Below are 17,679 nucleotides of genomic sequence, written 5' to 3' on the forward strand. Positions count from 1 at the left end.
TGAGTCGTGGGTGGTGCACGGGTCTGTCCAGGTTCGACCGGCGGCGGCGTGAGAACTCATCGGTGCCGGGCGGCCGAGATCTCCATCATGCGACGACGGACGGCCCCGGACCAGAGGTCCGGGGCCGTCCGTCGGGAGCGGGGCGGGTCAGGCGTCCGCAGCCGCCTTCTCCGCTGCGGCGAGCAGCACGCACGTCGCGACACCGTCGATCGCGACCCGGACCTCGTCGAGCGGGGGCAGGGTCGGGGCCAGGCGGATGTTGGCGTCCTGCGGGTCCTTGCCGTACGGGAACGTGGCCCCCGCAGGCGTCAGGGCGATGCCCGCCTCCTTGGCGAGCCGGACCACGCGCGCCGCGGTGCCCGGCACGACGTCGAGCGACACGAAGTACCCGCCGAGCGGCGCGGTCCAGGACGCGACACCGTCCGCACCGAGGCGCTCGCGCAGGATCGTGTCGACGGCCTCGAACTTGGGTGCGATCACGTCCCGGTGCTTGCGCATGTGGGTGCGCACACCCTCGGCGTCGCCGAAGAACTCGGCGTGGCGGAGCTGGTTGATCTTGTCCGGGCCGATCGACTGGGCCGCGAGGTGCTTCTTGTACCAGGCGATGTTGGCCGGGGAGGCGCCCAGGAACGCGACCCCCGCACCGGGGAACGTGATCTTGGAGGTCGAGGCGTAGAGCAGCACGCGGTCCGGGTTGCCGGCCTCGGCGGCCAGGGCGAGCGCGGGCGCGGACTCGGTCTCGACGTCCGTGAGGTGGTGCACCGCGTACGCGTTGTCCCACATGATGCGGAAGTCGGGCGCAGCGGCGGGCATCGACACGAGGCGCTGGGCGACCTCGCGCGAGACCACCGAGCCGTCCGGGTTCGCGTAGGTCGGCACGACCCACATGCCCTTGATGCTCGGGTCGTCCGCGACGAGGGCAGCGACGGCCTCGGCGTCGGGACCGTCGGCCGTCATGGGGACGGTCACCATCTCGATGCCGAACGCCTCGCACAGCGCGAAGTGCCGGTCGTATCCCGGGACCGGGCACACGAACCGGACCTTCTCCTCGCGGGACCAGGGGCGCTCGGAGCCGGGCAGGCCGAACAGCATCGCGAACGCGAGCGTGTCGTGCATGAGCGTGAGGCTCGCGTTGCCGCCTGCGAGGAGCTGGGCGACGGGGACGTCGAGCAGCTCGGCGAAGATGCGGCGGATCTGCGGCAGGCCGTCGAGCCCGCCGTAGTTGCGCACGTCGGTGCCGTCGGCGTCGGTGACCGTTCCTGCGCCCGGCAGTGCCAGGAGGGCGTCGGAGAGGTCGAGCTGCTCGGCGGAGGGCTTGCCGCGCGTCAGGTCGAGCTTCAGGCCGAGGGACTGCAGGTCAGCGTAGGCCTGCTGCCACTCGGCGAGGCGGGTGGAGGTGTCAGAGGCAGGAGTGGTCACCCTCCGGACTCTACCGATCTGCGGCGAGCTGCGTCAGGGCGTCACGCAGAGCGGCCATCCCGAGGTCGAGGTCTGGACGCTCGATCACGAGCGGGGGCGCGAGCCGGATGGTCGAGCCGTGCGTGTCCTTGGCCAGGACACCCCGCGCGAGCAGGGCCTCGCACAGGTCGCGGCCCGTCCCGCGGGCGGGGTCGAGGTCGATCCCGGCCCACAGCCCCACGCCCCGGACGCCCGTCAGGAGCCCCTCGTCGACGAGGCTCCCGAGGCGTGCGTGCAGGTGCCCGCCCAGGTCGCGCGTGCGGGACTGGAGCTCGCCCGTCTCGAGGAGCCCGACGACCGCGAGACCCACCGCGCACGCGAGCGGGTTGCCCCCGAACGTCGACCCGTGCGTCCCGGGGGTCAGCACGTCGAGGATCTCGTGCCGCCCGACGACCGCCGAGACCGGCACGACGCCGCCGCCCAGGGCCTTGCCGAGCGTCACGAGGTCCGGCCGCACGTCCCACAGCTCGCACGCGAGCGTGGTCCCGGTCCGGCCCAGGCCGGACTGGATCTCGTCCGCGATCAGCAGGACGTCGCGCTCGTCGCACACGCGGCGCAGCGCGGGCCAGTAGTCGTCGGGAGGCACGACGACGCCGGACTCTCCCTGGATCGGCTCCATGAGGACGGCGACCGTGGTCTCGTCGATCGCGTCCGCGACGGCACGGGCGTCGCCGTAGGGCACGAGGCGGAACCCGGGCGTGAACGGGTCGTACCCGTCGCGCGCGTCGGGGTCGTCGGAGAAGGACACGATGGTCGTGGTGCGCCCGTGGAAGTTCCCGTGCCCGACGACGATGCTCGCCTGCCCGGCCGGCACGCCCTTGACCTCGTAGCCCCACTTGCGGGCGATCTTGATCGCGGTCTCGACGGCCTCGGCGCCCGTGTTCATGGGGACCATCACGGCGCTGCCGGAGTCGCCGGGTGCCCCCGCCTTGCCCGCGCGTCCGGCCGGCGTGCCGGGGTCGGCGCCCTGGACGAGCGGTCCGATCAGCCGGGTGAGCCGGTCCGCGAACGGGTGCAGCAGGTCGTGGTCGAACGCCCGCGACGTGAGGGTGACGCGCCCGAGCTGCTCGGCCGCGGCCGCGACCAGCCCGGGGTGGCGGTGCCCGAAGTTCAGGGCGGAGTACCCCGCGAGCAGGTCGAGGTAGCGGCGGCCCGCGACGTCGGTGACCCAGGCGCCCTCGCCCGTCGCGATCGTCACGGGCAGCGGGTGGTAGTTGTGCGCGAGCGAGTCGCGACGGTCGGTGCCGGTGCTCGACGGGGCCGCTCCCGCCGTGCGGGCCCGTGCGGCGTCGGTGGTGTCCGGGCTGGTCGCGGGCGCGGGGGCCGCCTGGCTCTGGGCGTTCACGGCCGGATCTCCAGGGTGCAGCACTTGGAGCCGCCGCCCCCGCGCAGGAGCTCGGACGTGTCGATCCCGACGGTCTCGTAGCCTCGCTCGGCCAGGGCCGCCGCGAAGCGGGTCGCCGCGGGCGTGTGGATCACGTGCAGCCCGTCGCTCACGGCGTTGAGGCCCAGGACCAGGGCGTCGTCCTCGGTCGCGTGGTGGGCGTCGGGGTAGCGCGCGGCCAGGAGCTCCTGGGACGCGGGGGAGAACGCCGGCGGGTAGTAGGCGACGTCGACCGTCACCTCGGCGGGGCGAGCGTGCGTGAGGTGCGGGGCGTCGCGCGGGGGAGCGGCGCCGTCGGGCAGGGGGGAGAGGAGCGGCGGCGGTGTGCCGCCCTGCGTGACGTGCGCCGTGCCGTCGCTGCCGTTGCCGCCTTCGCTGCCGCGCAGCACCACGAGCGCGGTGTCGAGGTGGTAGAAGCGGGGGTCGACGAGCTCGAGCGTGAGGACCTCGCGGCCCCACAGGTCGGCGGCCTCCTGGTGGGCGCTGACCTCGGTGCGGAAGCCCGTGCCCGCGAGGACGACGTCGCCCGCGACGAGCAGGTCGCCCTCGCCCTCGTTGACGTGGTCGGCCGAGTGGGTCACGTAGCCGCGGTCGGCGAACCACTTGAGGTAGGCGGGGCCCTCGGGGGCGCGCTCGGGGTGGCGGAACAGGGCCGAGTAGACGAGGCCGTCGACGACGGTCGCGCCGTTGGCCGCGTAGACCATGTCGGGCAGGCCGGGCTCGGGCTCGATGAGATCGACCTGGTGCCCGAGGTCGAGGTACACGTCGCGCAGGCGCTCCCACTGGGAGACGGCCAGTGCGGTGTCGACGGGCCGTGCTCGGTCCATCCACGGGTTGATCTCGTAGCTGACCGTGAAGTACGTGGGGCGGCACATGAGGTAGTGCCGGGGGACCTGCGTGGGTCCCGGGATGCTGGTCGTCATCTGCGCCTCTGTCGTGGTCTCGGTGGGCGTGGGACGTGCGACGGTGCGGGGTGTGCGTCGTTGCACGGTGACTGCTGCGGGACCCCGGGTCGCGAGCCGGTCCGAGGCCTTCCCGTCACTGTACGACCTGGACGGTCACTTGGGTGGTCGGCGGACCGGCCCCGGAACACGATCGAGATCAGGGGTTGACTATCGATACGTCAACGATATATCTTTAACTCATCGACGCAGAGAGTGCGGAAGAACGCACCGCGTCGAGGACCCGGATGTCAGGCCGAGGGCCCGTCGGAGAACCGACGAGAACCCGCCGGCACCCGCCACCCGAGCCCAGTGCTCGGACGCCCCGCGAAGGGGCTCCCCAGACACAGCCGACTCATCACAGGAGACACCACATGCGTACCCCCCACCAGCACCCAGATGCTTCCCGCCCGCCCCGCGACCGTTCCGGCCGCGCAGGCGCATTCGACTCCTTCGGGGGCCGACCCCGTCGCCGACGCGACGACTTCCCCGCCGCCGGAGAGGGCTTCGGCCCGGACTTCGGTGCCGACCTCGGCGGCCCGCGCGGTCGCCGCGGCGGCCGACCCGACGGCCCCGGCCGTGGCGAGCCCGGGCGTGGCGACGCGCCCCGTCGCGGGCCCGAGGGCTCGGGCCGTCCCGGGCGTGGCCCCGACGGCCACCACGGTCACCCGGGCCACCACGAGCACCACGACCACGACGGACCCGACGAGCGGTTCGACGACCGGTTCGAAGGACGCGGGCCCCGTGGGCACCGAGGCGGACCTGGCGGCGGCCCTCGCGGCCACCGCGGTCCCGGAGGACGCGGCCCAGGCGGCCGCGCCGGGCGCGGCGACATCCGCGCTGCCGTCCTGCTCCTCCTGACCGAGGCGCCCATGCACGGCTACCAGATCATCCAGGAGATCGGCGAGCGCACCTCGGGTGCGTGGCGTCCGAGCCCCGGTGCGATCTACCCCGCGCTGAGCCTGCTCGAGGACGAGGGCCTCGTGACCATCACGGCCGAGGGCGGGCGCAAGCTCGCGAGCCTCACCGACGACGGTCGCACCTACGTCACCGAGCACGCCGACGAGCTGGGCTCTCCCTGGCAGGACGCGGCCGACGGCGGCGTCCGCCCGGCGCGGCAGCTCCGTGGCTCGCTCCAGCAGGTCGCCGAGGCGCTGCGGCAGGTCGCCCGGTCGGGCTCGGACGAGCAGGTGGCCCAGGCCGTCGCGCTCCTCGAGCGCACGCGCCGCGAGCTCTACCTGATCCTCGCGGGACCGGCCGACGCGCCGGTCGCCGAGACGTCTGACGCGGCGGAGACGCCGGACCAGGAGGCCTGACCCCTCAGGGTGCCGAGCATGCGGTCGGCGTCGGGATCCGCCCGGATCCTGGCGTCGACCGCATGCCTCTGTGACCGTCGACCGCATGCTCGGTGCCGAGGCTGCGGGCGCCCTCGGCACCGACCCTCGGGTCGTGCCCGGACGAGCCGTCGGCGTCAGAGCCCGCGCGCGACGATCCGGTCCAGACGGCGCAGCGACAGCCGGATCATGAGGTCCAGCACGCGCGCGGCGAGCGGGGCCGTCACGGCCCGGGGCAGCGGACCGGCGAGGTACACGTCCTCCCACCAGGTCACGGCGCAGCGCGCTACGGGCTCGCGCGGGATCGCGGCGGGCAGGTGATGGGCCGCGAGGGGCACGACGACGATCCCCGCCTCCCCGAGCAGCGCGGGACCGAGCTTCAGGTACGTCGCGCGCCCCGCCTGGCCGCCGGGTCCGGGCGGCTCCCAGGCCGTGATCCGCATGCGGTCGGGGAAGCCCGGCGCACCCTGGGGTGCGAACGGCCCGGAGACCATGGTGAACTCGGCGCCGACCCCGGGCTTCCAGGCCGTCGCGGGGAGCGGCGAACCGTCCGCGCCGTGGAACGTGCCACGACTCAGGGGGACCCAGCGCGGGTGCGTCCGCACGTCCGCGACCAGGGCGAAAGCCCGCTCGGCGTCGAGGGGCAGGACGTGCGTGAGCTCGACGCGTCCCGGTCGTGCTGGGGTGCTCGGCCCGTCCGCTGCTGTCACGAAGACTTCTTGGGTCGGCGCCAGCGCACCGACCGGATGCCGCGCGGCGCACCGTCGGCGCCGGACCCACCGCGTGCCCTGCGGGCCGCTGCCCGTTCTGCTGCCTCGTCGACCACTCCGGGCCCGGCGCCGGGCACGGGGGCGTCGACCAGGCTGAGCCGGTCGGCTGGTGCGGGGACGAGCAGAGGGGGAGCGGCGCCGTCGGGCACCTCGATGACCTCCAGGACGGGCCGGAACGCCTGGGGCGGCGGGCCGAAAGCCCGCCGGGACTGGCTGATCACGGTCTTCCCGAGCGCCCGCGAGCCCGCGACCCCCACGACGGCGCCCACGCCGAACGGCACGAGCCGCCCGATCGCCAGGCCGCCGTGCTTGACCAACTGCGTGCGCATGAACTTGTTCGTCAGGGCCTTGTTGACCTGCTTGAGCGTGCTCGACGGCATGCTCGTCATGAGCACCTTGCCCCACGCGAGCGCCGACCCGCCCGACGCCTTCTCGACCGCCTGGGACCCCTTGTCCCCGAGGACCGAGGCCATGAGGAGGGCGCGACGACGTGCCGCGTCGTCGACCTCGAAGCCGTACACGTCCGCGACCGCGAGCGAGAACGCGGCCGACGACCCGAAGAACGTCGCGACGTCGCTCGCGGTCAGCGCGATGCCCACGCCAGTGCCGACGGCCGGGAACGCCGCGGCGGCCCCCACCGCGCCGCCCGCGGTCCCGATGACCATGAGGTACTCGCGCTCGAGGATCCCGATGATCTGCGCGGGCGACGAGTGCGGGTTGCGGCGGCGCAGGCCGTCCACGTGCGCGTGGATGACCGACGACGGGATGGTGACGGCCTTGTCCAGGGCTGCGTCGAGCAGCGGCGTGCTGCGCAGGTCGCCCCAGTCGTCGGCGGTCTGTCCCTCGGGTGCGTCCTGGACCGCGGTCAGGTGCCCGTACTGCGGCTCCGGCCGGACGCTGTCCGACGTTCCCCAGACGGCCATCTGGGACTCGGTGTCCTTCTTCTTGCGACCCATCGGACGACTCCCTCCAGTGACGGCTGCTGTCCCTCGTGCCCCGGACCGCGGTGCCACGTGTCGACTACTCGCCGACCGCACCCACGACCGGGCCGAAGGTGTGCTCCACTGTCGCACCGTTCTTGACGGTACGCCCCACGGTGCACGTGGTCTCGATCGCGCGGTCGGCGACCTTGAGGAGACGCTCGCGCGCGTCGTCCTCGAGGCCCGACAGGTCGATCTCGAAGTGCTCGGTGATGGCCGTGTAGCGGTCCTCGGCCATGTCCTTGGCGCCGTCGACGCGGATGGTCACCTGGTAGTCGTCGCCCAGGCGGCGCGCGAACGGCGCGTCGCTGCTCATGCCCGCGCACGCGGCCAGCGCGATCTTGAGGAGCTCGCCCGGGGTGAAGACCGCACCCTCGCTCGCGGGGCCGATCGACACGCTCGCGCCGCGCGCCGAGAAGCCGGTGTACGTGCGGGTGCCGGTGCGCTCGACCCACAGGGCGTCCGTCGGGGACGGCGACGACGTGGGGATCTCTTCGGCTGCGGTGTTCGTCATGCTGCTGATCTTCCCATCCTCGGGGTACGGCCGTTCCGTGCGACCGGTGCCCGGACCAACGCCGCCGGGGGACCGCGCATTCCCCGGACGAGTCATCGGTTTCACAGCCTGGAAGGGGTCCACGAGTGCGCTGTGGGGAGACTCCCTCTCTAGACTGGCACCCGTGGTCACCGTCAGCGACAGCTCCAGCGCGCCCAGCAGCTCACCCGTTCCGACGCCCTACGAGGACCTTCTCCGGCTCGTGCTGGAGACCGGGACGCACAAGTCGGACCGCACGGGGACGGGCACGCGCAGCGTGTTCGGCCACCAGATGCGCTTCGACCTGTCGCAGGGCTTCCCGCTCGTGACGACCAAGCGCGTGCACCTGAAGTCGATCGTCTACGAGCTGCTGTGGTTCCTGCGCGGCGACTCGAACGTGCGCTGGCTCCAGGAGAACGGCGTGAAGATCTGGGACGAGTGGGCCGACGAGGACGGCGAGCTCGGCCCCGTCTACGGCGTCCAGTGGCGCTCGTGGCCCACGCCCGACGGCGAGCACGTCGACCAGGTCAGCCAGGTCCTCGAGACCCTGCGCACCAACCCGGACTCGCGGCGCATGATCGTCTCGGCGTGGAACGTGGGTGAGCTCGACAAGATGGCCCTGCCGGCCTGCCATGCGTTCTTCCAGTTCTACGTGGCCGACGGCAAGCTCTCGTGCCAGCTCTACCAGCGCAGCGCAGACCTGTTCCTGGGCGTCCCGTTCAACATCGCGTCCTACGCGCTGCTCACGCACATGGTCGCGGCGCAGTCGGGGCTCGAGGTCGGCGACTTCGTCTGGACGGGCGGCGACTGCCACATCTACGACAACCACGTCGAGCAGGTGCGCGAGCAGCTGAGCCGTGAGGCCTACCCGGCCCCCACGCTGCGCCTGGCCCCGCGCGACTCGTTGTTCGACTACACGTACGAGGACGTCGAGGTCGTGGGCTACCAGCACCACCCGACGATCAAGGCCCCGGTGGCGGTGTGAGCCGTCCGGCTGTCGGACTGGTCTGGGCCCAGGCGCACGACGCCGCGGGCCGTCCCGTGATCGGCGCGGGCGGTGTCATGCCGTGGCACCTGCCCGAGGACCTCGCGCACTTCCGCCGCGTCACCACGGGCCACCCGGTCCTCATGGGTCGCGTCACGTGGGACTCGCTCCCGCCGCGCTTCCGCCCCCTGCCGGGGCGGCGCAACGTGGTCGTCACGCGCCAGGAGGACTGGCTGCCCGACGACGCCGCTCACCCGGGCGCCCCCGGCACCGGCGTCGTGGTCGCCTCGTCGGTCGAGGAGGGGCTCGCGCTCGCGTCGGCCGCGGCCGAGGAGTCGGGCTCGGAGCAGGTCTGGGTCATGGGCGGCGCGCAGGTGTACGCCGCGACCCTGCCGCTCGCGGACCGCTGCGTCGTCACGGAGATCGACCTCGAGGTCGACGGCGACGCGTTCGCGCCGGCGCTCGCGGCCGGTCCCGGCGGCGACTGGGAGCTCGGAGGGGTCGGCCCGGACGCTCCGGGCGCCCCGGACGGCGGCTGGCAGACCTCTGCGGCGGGGGTGCGGTTCCGGATGCTCACGTACGAGCGGCGGCGCTAGCCCGGTCGCGGGAGCCTGCGCGTGCGCTCGCGCGCACCCTGGTCGATCCTTGTCCTGCACGGGTGGCGCGATGACGCCCGCCCGCCGCGACCTGCGACCACGGAGGCCCCGCATGACGACCGAGACCACGCTCGCCGAGTCCTTCGACGGTCGGCGCTTCACCTACCGCCTCCCGCGCGTGTCGAGCATCGGCCCGGGAGACTTCGTGACGATCGGCGTGACGTTCCCGGAGACCGCCGAGCACCCCGGTGCGGCCCTGGTCATGGGGCAGGTCCTGACGCGCGCGACCAAGGCGGGGGACGCCGTCGGGCACGGGCGGATCCTCGGGGAGCTGCGCCCGGACGGCACGGTGGCCACGTCGGGGGGCGACCCGTTCACGTCGGATGACCTCGCCCCGGCCGGGGCGGGCGTGCTCGAGGCGCTCCAGGCGCGCGAGCGTGCGACGCTGCGGATCGGCGACCTGCACCACAGCCGCGGCAACGTGGACGCGCTGCTCCAGCCGCACCGTTTCAACCGGCACACGTTCCTGTGCGGGCAGTCGGGCTCGGGCAAGACGTACGCGCTCGGGGTCCTTCTCGAGCAGCTCCTCATCGACACCGACCTGCCCATGGTCATCCTCGACCCGAACTCGGACTTCGTGCGGATCGGCGAGCTGCTCGAGTCCGCGTCGTCCGAGGACGCCCACCGCCTGCGCGAGCTCGACGTGCGCGTCCTGCGCAACGACGGCGAGCACCACCCCGTCACCGCGCGGCTCACCGCGATGGAGGCCGCGAGCCAGGCCGCTGTGCTCCAGCTCGACCCGCTGACGGACCGCGGCGAGTACAACACGTTCCTGCGGATGCTCGAGAGCGCGACGGGTCCGGGCGGCGTCGCGGGAGCGCTCGGCGCCGCAGCCGGGCCGCCCGCCATCGCGACCGAGGGCATGCTCAACCCGCACACGATCCCGTCGGCACTGCGCGCCACGGGCGAGCCCGACGCGCTCCGGCTCGCCCAGCGCGTCGAGAACCTGGGGATCCTCGACTGGGACGTGTGGGCGGGCGTCGGGCAGTCCGTGAGCGAGGTGCTCGACGAGGGGCCCCGCGCGGTCGTGGTCGACCTCGGGAGCCTGCACACGCACGAGGAGCAGCTCGCGGTCTCGCTCGCCCTGCTCGACGAGCTGTGGGCCGACCGCGCCACGCGCAAGCCCCGACTGATCGTGATCGACGAGGCGCACAACGTGGTCTCGGCCGAGCCCGCGACCCAGCTCCAGCGGCTCACGACCGAGCGCGTGATCCAGATCGCCGCCGAGGGACGCAAGTTCGGGCTGTGGCTGCTGCTCTCGACGCAGCGGCCCTCCAAGATCCACCCGAACGTGCTCTCGCAGTGCGACAACGTGATCGTCATGCGCATGAGCTCTCCCGCCGACCTGGTCGAGCTCGAGGCCGTCTTCGGGTTCGCGCCGCCCGAGCTGCTCGCCGCGACCCCGTTCTTCCACCAGGGTGAGGCACTCATCGCGGGTGGGTTCGTGCCGGCCCCCGCGATCATCCAGATGGGCGCCCGGCGCACGGTCGAGGGCGGCTCGGACGTGCCCGTGCCGATGCCGGGCTAGACGCCCGCGTCGGCCCTCACGCTCGCGGCCCCGGGCCGGGTCGTCTCGACGGCCCGGCCCGTCCGTGCGCCCGCAGTGCCCGCAGTGCCCGCAGTGCCCGTCGTGCCCGGCGGCCGCGCAGCACCCGGCAGCCGCGCGACGACCGTCAGCCCGCCGCCCTCGCGCGGCTCGGCCGTGACCTCGCCGTCGTGCGCGGCCGCGACCGAGCGCACGATCGACAGGCCCAGCCCCACGCCGCCGCGCACGTACCCGCCGCGCCGGTCGGCCACGGCCCCGTCGCGCCCGAGCCGCCGGAACGGCTCGAACAGCGCCTCGACCTCGTACGACGGGACGACGGGGCCCGTGTTGGACACCGCGACCTCGACCGTCCCGCCCGGCCCGGGGCGCGTCGCGACGGCGACCCGGCCGCCGGGCTCGTTGTAGCGCACGGCGTTGTCGACGAGGTTCTGGACCAGCCGTTCGAGGAGCACGGCGTCACCGAGCAGGGGGGTCGGGGCCGTGTCGAGGCGCAGGTCGACACCGGCGTCGCGCGCGGAGACGCCCGCGGTCGCGACGGCCTGCGCGGCGACCTCGGCAAGGTCCACGGTCTCGGTGACGATCGGGGCCCGGTCCGCGGCGGCGAGCGTGAGGAGCCCCTCGATGAGGCGCTCCTGGCGCGCGTTGACCGCGAGCAGCGTCGCGCCGAGGTGGCGCGTGTCCTGGTGCGTCTCCGGGTCGTCGAGCGCGACCTCCAGGACCGTGCGGCTGATCGTGAGCGGGGTGCGCAGCTCGTGCGAGGCGTTGGCGACGAAACGGCGTTGCCCGTCGAACGACCGGTCGAGGCGCTCGAGCATCGCGTCGAACGTGTCGGCGAGGTCCTTGAGCTCGTCGTCGGGCCCAGAGTGCGCGATGCGCTCGTGGAGGTTGGTGTCCGCGACGCGCCGGGCCGTGGCCGTGATGCGGTGCAGGGGTGCGAGCACGCGCGAGGACATGACCCAGCCGAAGCCCACCGCGAGCACGCCGATCCCGAGCAGCGCGACGACCGACCACGTGAGGACCGTGCGCAGGGTCTGGTCGCGGGCCTCCTGGTTGTTGAGCTGGACGACGTCGCGCAGGTCGGTGAGTGTCCCCGCGGTGTCGGAGTACGTCGCGGTGGGTGTCAGGTCCTCGACCGGGCTGAACGGGATGGCCTCGCCCGAGACCAGGGCGGCCGACGTGGAGGCGTCCAAGGTCGCGTAGAGGCCGGGGTCGGTCGCCTGGACGGCGCCCACCGCGATGCCGACCGAGTCGAGCGGCTGGCGGTCGATCGCGGCCGCGAGCAGGACGTACAGGACGGCGATGAGCACGGCCCCGGCGACCACGAAGGCCGCGGCGTAGACGGCCGTGAGGCGAGCGCGCAGCGTGGGGCGCAGCACGGGGCGCGGGAGCGGCCTCATGCGACCCGGTACCCGACACCCGTGACGGTCTCGACGAGCGAGGCGTCCTCGAGCTTGCGGCGCAGCTGCTTGATGGTGAAGCGCACGACGCCCGTGAACGGGTCGATGTTCTCGTCCCAGACCTTCTCGAGCAGGTGCTCGGCCGACACGGGCCGCCCGTCGGCGCGCAGCAGCTCCTCGAGCACGCCGAACTCCTTGCGCGACAGGTGCACGAACCTCCCCTCGCGGTAGACCTCGTGCCGGCTCGTGTCGAGGCGCAGGCCCGAGCGTTCGAGCACGGGCGGGGCAGCGGGGCGCGCCCGCCGGCCGAGGGCCCGTACGCGGGCACTGAGCTCGGCGAACGCGAAGGGCTTGACGAGGTAGTCGTCGGCGCCCAGGTCGAGCCCGTTCACGCGGTCCAGCACGCCGCCCGAGGCTGTGAGCATGAGGACCCGCGCGTCGCCGCCCGAGGCCACGAGCGCCCGGCACACGTCGTCGCCGTGGACGCCGGGCAGGTCCCGGTCGAGCACGACGACGTCGTACGCGTTCACGTCGATCCGCGCCAGGGCCTCGTGCCCGTCGAGCGCGACGTCGACCGCCATCGCGAGCCGTCGCAGCCCCGTCGCGACCGCCTCCGCGATCAGCTCCTCGTCCTCCACCACCAGTACTCGCACCTGAGGAGCATGCCGGTGAGCACTGTGAGATCTCTGTGAGGGCGTGACTCACGGGGGTCTCACGGGCCGCCCGCTGAACTGTTCGTGCACCCCGTCCCCGAGGCCGTACGGCCCCGGGGACCGACCACGACGTGAGGACGCACCATGACCATCCACCAGACCCTGGCCCCGACCACGGGGCGCAGCAGAGCCCGCTCGCGTCGCAGCGCGGCGTCGGTCGCGTTCGTCGTCGCGCTCCTGTCGGTCACGCTCTCGGCGTGCGCGCCCGACGGCGCCCCGGACGTCGCGAGCGCGGGCGGCGGCACGGGCGAGAACAGCCAGGCGAAGGACGGGAAGTCGTACGAGGAGATGACCGACGCCGAGCGCGACGACCTGTCCCGCAAGTTCGCGAGCTGCATGCGGGACAACGGCGTGGACATGCCGGACCCGGACTCCTCGGGCGCCGTCGCCCTCACGACCGAGTCGGGCGCCGACATGGACGAGATGGACAAGGCGTTCGAGGCCTGCAAGGAGTTCCTGCCCAACGGCGGTGAGCCCATGAAGCCGAGCCCCGAGGACCTCGAGTCGCAGCGCGAGTTCGCGAGGTGCATGCGCGAGAACGGCATCGACATGCCGGACCCCGACCCGAACGGTGGCATGACGCAGGCGCTCGAGGTGCCCGACGACGTCGACGCGTTCGACGCGGCGATCGAGGCGTGCAACGGCGAGGGCGGCGCGAGCCTCTCGGTCGGCGGCGCGGTCCCGGCGGGTGGCGAGTGAGCCGCCGGCGGCACGTCGCCCCGGGCGACGGCCCCCGGAGCGCCGAGGTCAACGCACCGGCCGACGCGGCACCGGCGGGCGCCGCGCCCCGACGGCGGCGTCGCCGCGGGGCGATCGTCGGCGGCGTCGCCGGCGCCGTGGTGATCGGTGCCGGCGCCGTCCTGGTCCTGGGCGGGTTCGGTCGGGGCGCGGAACCCGACCCGGCCGCGTCCGGGCCCGGTGCGACCGCGACCGTGACGCGCCAGACGCTCGTCGAGCGGAGCACCGTCAAGGGTGTGCTCGGGTACGGCGAGGCCGTCGTCCAGGGACACCAGGGCGCGGGCGGCGACGGCGGGGGAGGAGGCGGGACCGTGACCTGGCTGCCCGGGGTGGGCGACGTCGTCGACCGCGGGGGAGTCCTGTTCAAGGTCGACGAGCACCCCACGGTCCTGCTGCTCGGCAGCCTGCCGATGTACCGCGACCTGGGCGTCGACGCCGAGGGGGACGACGTGCGCCAGCTCGAGGAGAACCTCGCGGCGCTCGGCTACACGGGCTTCACCGTGGACGCGAAGTTCACCGCAGCGACCGCCAAGGCCGTGGAGAAGTGGCAGAAGGACCGCGGGCTCGAGAAGACGGGGAGCGTCGGCCCGGCGGACGTGCTCGTGGTCCCCGGTCCGGTGCGGGTCGACGCGCTCAAGGTGCGGGTCGGGGCCCCGGCCGCGGCCGAGATCCTCACGACGACGGGCGTCGACCGGGCGATCTCGGTCGACCTCGACCTCGCCGACCGCGACCTGGCCGTCGAGGGGGGCGCCGTGAGCGTCGCGCTCCCCGGCGGCGGGTCGGCCGACGGCGTGATCACTGCGGTCGGGAGCCCCAAGATCGTCAAGGACGAGAGCGGCATGCCCGGGGCCTCCGACACGACCGTGGTCCCCGTGACCGTGACCCTCGCCGACGGGACCGAGGCCGACGCGGGGTCGGTCAAGGTCACGTTCGTCGCCGACGAACGGCCCGACGTGCTCACCGTGCCCGTCGCAGCGCTCCTCGCGCTCGCCGAGGGCGGGTACGGCGTCGAGGTCGTCGAGGGCGGCTCGACCCGTATCGTCGCCGTGACCACCGGGCTCTTCGCCGACGGGAACGTCGAGGTCACGGGCGACCTGGCCGAGGGTGACGTCGTCGGGATGCCGTCGTGAGCGCCGCGACCGTCGCGCTCGCGCCGTCCGCGACCGTGCCCGGGCCGGGGACCCCGGAAGGCGGTGGCGGGCCCGTCGTCACGCTGCACCAGGTCTCGCGCGTCTTCCCCGGGGGCGTCGCCGCGCTCCGGGACGTCCACCTCGACGTCGCGCGCGGCGAGCTCCTCGCGATCGTCGGGCCCTCGGGGTCGGGCAAGTCGACCATGCTCAACGTGATCGGCACGCTCGACCGGCCCACCTCGGGGCACGTCATGATCGACGACTTCCTCGTCGAGGACCTCGACGACCGCGAGGTGTCCGCGCTGCGCGCGAGCCGCATCGGGTTCGTGTTCCAGCACTTCCACCTGGCCGTCGGGGTCTCGGCGCTCGACAACGTGGCCGACGGCCTCCTGTACCGCGGGGTGGGGCGGCGCGAGCGGCGTCGTCGGGCGGCGGAAGCGCTCGAGCGGGTAGGACTGGGGCACCGGCTGACGCACCGGCCGCACGAGCTGTCGGGCGGGGAGAAGCAGCGGGTCGCGATCGCCCGCGCGGTCGTCGGCGACCCGCCTCTGCTGCTCGCCGACGAACCCACGGGCGCGCTCGACACGGTCGCCGGGGCCGGCGTCATGGACGTGCTGCGCGGGCTCAACGCGGCCGGCACGACCGTCGTCATCATCACGCACGACCGCGATCTCGCGGCCTCGCTGCCGCGTCAGGTCGTGATGCGCGACGGCGCGATCGTCGCGGACGTCTCGGGCCCGGCCCGCGAGGGCCGGGGGACCGTCTTCGACGCGTCGCCGGGAGTCCTCGGCGCGGTGCCGGACGGCGTGGCCGCAGGCCACCCGACCGACGCGTCGACCGAGGAGGCGTCGTGCTGACCGTGCTGCGCCCGGCCCGGCTCGCAGCCCCCGACGTGCTCCGCGTCGGTGCGACCGGTCTGCGCACCCGCCCGCTGCGGGCCGTCCTGTCGGCGCTGGGCATCGCGATCGGCATCGCGGCCATGGTCGCGGTCGTCGGGATCTCGAGCTCCTCGCGCGCCGAGCTCGACCGGACGCTCGCGACCCTCGGGACCAACCTGCTGCGGGTGGCTCCGGGCACCGACCTGTTCGGGGAGGCGGCCAGCCTCCCGCCCGAGTCCGTCGAGATGGTGCGCCGGATCGCGCCCGTCGAGACGGCGACGTCGGTCGCGCTGCTCAAGGCCAAGGCGTACCGCACGGACCTGGTCCCGGCCGGTGAGTCGGGCGGGATCGGGGTGTACGCGACCGACCTCGACCTACTCGAGTCGATCGGGGGGAGCGTGGCCCAGGGCGCGTGGCTCACCGAGGCGACCTCGCAGTTCCCGGCCGTCGTCCTGGGGCACACGACCGCCGAGCGGCTCGGGATCTCGGCCCCGGACCCGGCCGTCAAGGTCTGGATCGGCGGCGAGTGGTTCACGGTCGTCGGGATCCTCGACCCCGTCCCCCTGGCTCCCGAGGTCGACCTCGGGGCCCTCGTCGGGCGCGAGGCCGCGGCGGAGTACCTCGGCTGGGACGAGCTGCCGACGACGATCTTCACGCGGACCCGGGAGGACGCCGTCGAGCAGGTGCGCAGCGTGCTCGGCCCCACGGCCAACCCGCAAGCGCCCAACGAGGTCGACGTCTCGCGCCCCTCGGACGCGCTCGCGGCCCAGCAGGCGACGGACGAGGCGTTCACGGGTCTGCTCGTCGGGCTCGGCGCGGTCGCGCTGCTCGTGGGCGGGATCGGGGTCGCCAACACCATGGTGATCTCGGTGCTCGAACGACGGGCGGAGATCGGGCTGCGCCGCTCGCTCGGGGCGACGCGGGGGCAGATCCGCGGGCAGTTCCTCGTCGAGTCCCTGGTGCTCTCCCTCATGGGAGGGGCCGCCGGGGTCCTGATCGGCGTCGGCATCACGGCCGGGTACGCCACCTCGCAGGGGTGGCCGGTCGCCGTGCCGCCCGTCGTCGCGGCCGGAGGGCTCGTCGCGACGCTCGCGATCGGGGCCGTCGCCGGCCTCTACCCCGCGGTGCGGGCGGCGCGCATGGCGCCGACCGAGGCGCTCGCGGCGGTCTGACCGCGCAGGTGGGGTGCCGGGCCTGAGGTCCGGCACCCCACCGGCGACAGCCCGGCGGGATGGGACGCCCGGGCCGGCGCACCGTAGAGGCCGTAGTGTCCCGACACATGCTCACGCGACCGGACCGACACCTCACCGTGACCTGGCTGGGCGCGGTGATCCTCGCCGTCGGGCTTGCTGCGTGCAGCGCGGGGACCGGCGACGAGGCCGCGTCGCCGAGTGCCGAGCCCGCTCCGGCCGTGGCCTCGCCAGGGGCCCCGGCCGGTGCGGACACCAACCCGTTCCTCGCGGGCGCCCCCGCGGCGGACCCGGACATGCAGTCGGTGCACGCCGCCGACGCGCTCCGGGCGAGCGACCCCGACGGGGCCGCCGCGCTCGACGTCATCAGCGAGGTGGGGGCGTCCCTGTGGGTCGGGGACTGGTTCGACCCCGCCGCGGCGCAGGCGCTCGTGCACGACTACGCGACCGCGGCCCACGCGGCCGGACGCACGGGCGTCGTCACGATCTACGCGATCCCGGCCCGGGACTGCGGCTCGTTCTCCGACGGCGGCCTCACGCCCGAGGAGTACCGGGCCGGGCTGCTGCGGCAGGCGACCGCGGCGCTCGCGGACGCCGGCGCGAGCGTCTACCTCGACGCCGGGAACTCGGCGTGGATCGACGCGCCGACCATGGCCGACCGCCTGCGGCAGGCCGGGATCGAGGACGCCCGCGGGTTCGCGACCAACGTCTCGAACTTCCGCACCACGTCCGACGAGCGCGCGTACGGCGACCAGCTTGCCGCGCTGCTCGGCACGCACTACGTGGTCGACACGTCGCGCAACGGGCTCGGGCCCCTGGGCGACGGGCCGCTCGACTGGTGCAACCCTGCGGGGCGCGCGCTCGGCGAGAAGCCCGCAGCGGTCGACGACGGCAGCGCCCTGGACGCGTACCTCTACGTCAAGGTCCCCGGGGAGTCCGACGGCGAGTGCGACCGCGGCGACCCGGCCGCCGGTCAGTTCTGGCCCGAGTACGCGATCGGGCTGGTCGAGCGCGCGGGCGGGTAGAGCGGCCGGGGGGACAGCCGGG

Annotated in this window: 18 protein-coding genes; 10 read left to right on the top strand and 8 right to left on the bottom strand. The window is 74.1% G+C overall.

The window, feature by feature from the left end; genetic code table 11:
- Nucleotides 1–147: 147 nt before the first annotated feature.
- The 3 genes from OERS_RS13325 to OERS_RS22010 are packed head-to-tail and all read right to left on the bottom strand — an operon-like array spanning nt 148 to nt 3,765.
- Nucleotides 148–1,419: an aminotransferase class I/II-fold pyridoxal phosphate-dependent enzyme gene (locus OERS_RS13325; protein ID WP_068626135.1), complete on the bottom strand. Its 1,272-nt coding sequence runs from the start codon at nt 1,417–1,419 to the stop codon at nt 148–150.
- 10 nt (nt 1,420–1,429) lie between these two features.
- The gene (locus OERS_RS13330; RefSeq protein WP_083201452.1) at nt 1,430–2,803 is read right to left on the bottom strand and encodes an aspartate aminotransferase family protein; all 1,374 of its coding nucleotides are present in this window, start codon (nt 2,801–2,803) and stop codon (nt 1,430–1,432) included.
- A complete protein-coding gene (locus OERS_RS22010; RefSeq protein ID WP_248948562.1) occupies nt 2,800–3,765 on the bottom strand; it encodes a dimethylarginine dimethylaminohydrolase family protein in 966 nt (321 codons plus the stop codon). The genes OERS_RS13330 and OERS_RS22010 overlap by 4 nt, the downstream gene beginning before the upstream one ends.
- Nucleotides 3,766–4,305: 540 nt before the next feature.
- On the opposite strand from OERS_RS22010, the gene OERS_RS22015 reads away from it, so the two are divergent.
- Together OERS_RS22015 and OERS_RS22020 are read left to right on the top strand one after the other, a co-directional pair.
- Entirely contained in the window at nt 4,306–4,644 is a 339-nt protein-coding gene (locus tag OERS_RS22015) for a hypothetical protein (protein ID WP_068626136.1), read from the top strand.
- A gap of 11 nt (nt 4,645–4,655) precedes the next feature.
- Nucleotides 4,656–5,099 carry a PadR family transcriptional regulator gene (locus OERS_RS22020; RefSeq protein ID WP_068626137.1) on the top strand — a complete coding sequence of 148 codons (444 nt, stop codon included), beginning with the start codon at nt 4,656–4,658 and terminating at the stop codon, nt 5,097–5,099.
- A gap of 155 nt (nt 5,100–5,254) precedes the next feature.
- On the opposite strand, the gene OERS_RS13350 is transcribed toward OERS_RS22020, so the two are convergent.
- The 3 genes from OERS_RS13350 to OERS_RS13360 all read right to left on the bottom strand — a co-directional run bounded on the left by OERS_RS13350 (nt 5,255) and on the right by OERS_RS13360 (nt 7,381).
- The gene (locus tag OERS_RS13350) at nt 5,255–5,827 is read right to left on the bottom strand and encodes an SRPBCC family protein (RefSeq protein ID WP_068626138.1); all 573 of its coding nucleotides are present in this window, start codon (nt 5,825–5,827) and stop codon (nt 5,255–5,257) included.
- Entirely contained in the window at nt 5,824–6,843 is a 1,020-nt protein-coding gene (locus tag OERS_RS13355; RefSeq protein WP_068626139.1) for a hypothetical protein, read from the bottom strand. Before OERS_RS13355 ends, OERS_RS13350 begins: the two co-directional genes overlap by 4 nt.
- A 64-nt stretch (nt 6,844–6,907) precedes the next feature.
- Complete coding sequence (locus OERS_RS13360; protein WP_068626140.1) at nt 6,908–7,381, bottom strand: OsmC family protein; 474 nt, start codon at nt 7,379–7,381, stop codon at nt 6,908–6,910.
- Nucleotides 7,382–7,544: 163 nt separating this feature from the next.
- Here OERS_RS13360 and OERS_RS13365 point away from each other — a divergent pair, with 163 nt between their 5' ends.
- From OERS_RS13365 to OERS_RS13375, 3 genes are all read left to right on the top strand, one after another.
- Nucleotides 7,545–8,384, top strand: coding sequence for a thymidylate synthase (locus tag OERS_RS13365; protein ID WP_068626141.1), 840 nt, complete (start codon nt 7,545–7,547; stop codon nt 8,382–8,384).
- On the top strand, nt 8,381–8,980 hold the full coding sequence (locus tag OERS_RS13370) for a dihydrofolate reductase (protein WP_068626142.1): 600 nt from the start codon (nt 8,381–8,383) through the stop codon (nt 8,978–8,980). The genes OERS_RS13365 and OERS_RS13370 overlap by 4 nt, the downstream gene beginning before the upstream one ends.
- A gap of 112 nt (nt 8,981–9,092) precedes the next feature.
- Nucleotides 9,093–10,568 carry an ATP-binding protein gene (locus OERS_RS13375; RefSeq protein WP_231907540.1) on the top strand — a complete coding sequence of 492 codons (1,476 nt, stop codon included), beginning with the start codon at nt 9,093–9,095 and terminating at the stop codon, nt 10,566–10,568.
- Here OERS_RS13375 and OERS_RS13380 read toward each other — a convergent pair.
- Together OERS_RS13380 and OERS_RS13385 are read right to left on the bottom strand one after the other, a co-directional pair.
- Nucleotides 10,565–11,983 carry a sensor histidine kinase gene (locus tag OERS_RS13380; RefSeq protein WP_083201454.1) on the bottom strand — a complete coding sequence of 473 codons (1,419 nt, stop codon included), beginning with the start codon at nt 11,981–11,983 and terminating at the stop codon, nt 10,565–10,567. The two genes, OERS_RS13375 and OERS_RS13380, sit on opposite strands and share 4 nt — an antisense overlap.
- Complete coding sequence (locus OERS_RS13385) at nt 11,980–12,636, bottom strand: response regulator transcription factor (protein WP_056645481.1); 657 nt, start codon at nt 12,634–12,636, stop codon at nt 11,980–11,982. Before OERS_RS13385 ends, OERS_RS13380 begins: the two co-directional genes overlap by 4 nt.
- 144 nt (nt 12,637–12,780) lie before the next feature.
- Here OERS_RS13385 and OERS_RS13390 point away from each other — a divergent pair, with 144 nt between their 5' ends.
- The 5 genes from OERS_RS13390 (at nt 12,781) to OERS_RS13410 (ending at nt 17,657) form a co-directional block, all read left to right on the top strand.
- Nucleotides 12,781–13,395 (top strand): hypothetical protein, encoded by a 615-nt coding sequence (locus tag OERS_RS13390; RefSeq protein WP_083201455.1) that lies wholly within the window; start codon nt 12,781–12,783, stop codon nt 13,393–13,395.
- Nucleotides 13,392–14,564: a peptidoglycan-binding protein gene (locus OERS_RS13395; protein WP_068626144.1), complete on the top strand. Its 1,173-nt coding sequence runs from the start codon at nt 13,392–13,394 to the stop codon at nt 14,562–14,564. Before OERS_RS13390 ends, OERS_RS13395 begins: the two co-directional genes overlap by 4 nt.
- Complete coding sequence (locus OERS_RS13400) at nt 14,561–15,421, top strand: ABC transporter ATP-binding protein (RefSeq protein ID WP_322788298.1); 861 nt, start codon at nt 14,561–14,563, stop codon at nt 15,419–15,421. Before OERS_RS13395 ends, OERS_RS13400 begins: the two co-directional genes overlap by 4 nt.
- Nucleotides 15,415–16,614, top strand: a complete 1,200-nt coding sequence (locus OERS_RS13405; RefSeq protein WP_248948564.1) for an ABC transporter permease — start codon at nt 15,415–15,417, stop codon at nt 16,612–16,614. The genes OERS_RS13400 and OERS_RS13405 overlap by 7 nt, the downstream gene beginning before the upstream one ends.
- Before the next feature lie 107 nt (nt 16,615–16,721).
- Nucleotides 16,722–17,657: a glycoside hydrolase family 6 protein gene (locus OERS_RS13410; protein ID WP_068626145.1), complete on the top strand. Its 936-nt coding sequence runs from the start codon at nt 16,722–16,724 to the stop codon at nt 17,655–17,657.
- The last annotated feature ends 22 nt before the right edge of the window (nt 17,658–17,679 follow it).

It is taken from the genome of Oerskovia enterophila, assembly GCF_001692445.1.
In the GTDB taxonomy this organism is placed as follows: domain Bacteria; phylum Actinomycetota; class Actinomycetes; order Actinomycetales; family Cellulomonadaceae; genus Oerskovia; species Oerskovia enterophila.